Annotated in this window: 1 protein-coding gene; it reads left to right on the plus strand. The window is 76.0% G+C overall.

Annotated elements, in window-relative coordinates:
- Positions 1–138: 138 nt before the first annotated feature.
- Positions 139–2,739, plus strand: a 2,601-nt coding sequence (locus BN12_RS20845) for an FtsK/SpoIIIE domain-containing protein (protein ID WP_157635603.1), incomplete at its 3' end; no start/stop codon positions are given.

The raw sequence follows: 2,739 nt of genomic DNA on the forward strand, positions 1-2,739 counted from the left end.
GGGTGGGACCTGACTCCCGACCCCCGACGGGCGGGGGTGGGCCGTGTGCCACGGGGCCTGGCTCGCGGGCCGGCGGGTTGTCGCCGCCTGTGGATAACTTTCGGCCGCTGTCACCCCGACGGCCTACCGTCCGGTGGTATGCGAATGACCTTCCGGCTCAGCCTCACCCGGCCAGGCAGCTCCCGCGTCCTCGACGTGACCGTCGACGCGGACCAGGGCGACACGGCCGCGGACCTGGCGACGGCCCTCGCCGAGGTGTGGCTGGGGCGGCCGGGTGGGACCATCCCCGGGCTCGTCGTCGACGGCCGGGTCGTCGCCCCTGACACGCCCGTGGGTGTCCCCCCGCTGCTCGACGGCGCCGGGGTCCAGCTGTCCGACGACCCGGTCGCGACGACACCCGGCCGACGACCGGCGGCTGCCGCACTCCGGCTCGACGTCGTGGCCGGGCCCGACGCGGGCCGGTCGTACCCCCTCACGCCGGGCCGACACGTCGTCGGTCGTGATGCCTCGTGCGACGTGGCGGTCGACGATCCGGGACTGTCGCGGCGGCATACCGCCGTCGAGGTCTCGGCCGAGGGCGTTCGGGCCGAGGACCTCGGCTCGACGAACGGGACGGTCGTGGACGGGCGACCCGTCACGGCCGCCACCCTGACGCCCGGCACCGAGCTGCTCCTCGGAGGCTCACGGCTCGCCGTCCGGACGACGGTCGACGCCCCACCCGCTGCGAGGACCGCGGCTGGCGACGGCACGTGGACGGTTCATCGCAGCCCCGCGCTGGCCCGGCCGCCGCACGGGGCCTCGTTCGACCTGCCCCGTGAGCCCCTTCCGCCCGCACCCGTCCGGATGCCGTGGCTCGTCATGCTCCTGCCGCTGCCCGTCTGCGCGGTCCTCGCGTTCCTCTGGGGTCCTCAGCTCCTCGCCTTCGCCCTCCTCGGTCCCCTCATGAGCGGCGGCACGACCTGGTCCGACCGACGCGCCGGGCGACGGCGGTATGCGACCGAGCGCGCGGCATACGACACCGAGCGGCGCGCGGTCGAGGAGTCCGTCGCGGCCGCACTCGCCGCGGAACGGGCCGCGTCGGCGGCCCGGCACCCCGACGCGGCCCAGACCCTGCGCGCCGCCCTCGGGCCGACGCGTCAGCTGTGGGACCGCGGCGCCGACGACCCCGTCGTCCTGCGCCTCGGTATCGGGGACTCGCCCTCGGCGACCGTCGTCGTCGACCCGGTCTCGCACCGCCCGGTGGCGCAGACCCTCATGGACTCCCCCTTCGTCCTCGACCTCTCGGCCGCCGGGGTCGTCGGCCTCTGCGGGCCTCCGAGGAGCCGAGAGGCGCTGTGCCGGACCCTCCTCGGCCAGCTCGCCGTCCGGCATTCGCCGGCGGATGTCGTCCTGCACGTCGTCGGGCCCGCCGAGGAGTCGTCCTGGACGCGGTGGTTGCCGCATGTCGAGAGGCCGACCGGGCCGGTGGCGAGCAGCGTGGCGGCGCTCCTCAGGCGACTCGACGCGCGGTCGGGCCGCCGCGACGCGGGTCGTCCGCGCGATGCTCTCCCGGTCGTCGTGCTGACGGGGACACCCCGTCCGCTCGAGGCGCCCGCCACGGCCGACGGACCCGGCGCCGCCGCGACAGCGAGCGCGGCCGAGGTGCCCGGTGTCCGGGGGTCACCCGTCGTCGATGCGCTCTGCACGCACGCGCTGGAGGGCCGCTGCATCGTCGTGGCGCTCGGCGATGCGGCCGCCGACCTGCCCCCGCAGTGCCGGGCCGTCGTCGAGCTCACCCCCTCGGACCGTGCCGGCCGGGCGATCCTCACGGTCGCCGGTCAGTCCCCTCGGCGCTTCGTGCCCGACGGCGTCGACGCCGCGTGGGCCGAGCGTCTCACCAGAGCCCTCGCTCCCCTGCGGGATCCTCGGGCCCGTGCCGCGACCCTGCCCACCTCCGTCGGACTCGCCGAGTGCCTCGCCGTCGACGTCGACGACCCCGAGGGGTTGAGCGTGGCCTGGGCCGCCGACCGCCCCGGTCTCGACGCGGTCGTCGGATGGGACCGTCAGGGACCCCACGTCGTCGATCTGGTCACCGACGGACCGCACGCCCTCATCGGCGGCACGACGGGAGCGGGCAAGTCGGAGCTGCTGCGCAGCCTCGTCGCGGGCCTCGCGGCCCGGCACTCGCCGGAGCGGCTGTCCTTCGTCCTCGTCGACTACAAGGGGGGCGCCGCGTTCCGCGAATGCGCAGACCTCCCCCACACGGCCGCCGTCGTCACCGACCTCGACCTGCACCTGGCCCGCCGGGCTCTCGTCGGCCTCACGGCCGAGCTGCGTCGCAGGGAGCACGTGCTCGCCGCACGCGGCGCCCGAGACATCGAGGAGCTCAACGCCGATCCCGGACCGGCCGGCCCGCTCCCCCGGCTCGTCATCGTCGTCGACGAGCTGAAGATGCTCGTCGAGGAGCTGCCCGAGTTCGTCGAGGGACTCGTGCGCCTCGCCGCCCTCGGCCGCTCACTCGGGCTCCATCTCGTCCTCGCGACCCAGCGGCCGGCGGGCGCCATCACCGCGGACATCCAGGCGAACGTCAACCTCCGCATCGCGCTGCGCGTCCGGGACCGCCTCGACTCCGAGCACGTCATCGCGGCACCCGATGCTGCCCTGCTCCCCGACGACGTGCCGGGCCGTGCCGTGGCGAGCACGGGGTCCGGGCCGCTCCTCACCTTCCAGACCGCCCACCCGGGCGCGACGACGCCGCGC

The organism is Nostocoides japonicum T1-X7, assembly GCF_001046855.1.
Classification (GTDB): domain Bacteria; phylum Actinomycetota; class Actinomycetes; order Actinomycetales; family Dermatophilaceae; genus Nostocoides; species Nostocoides japonicum.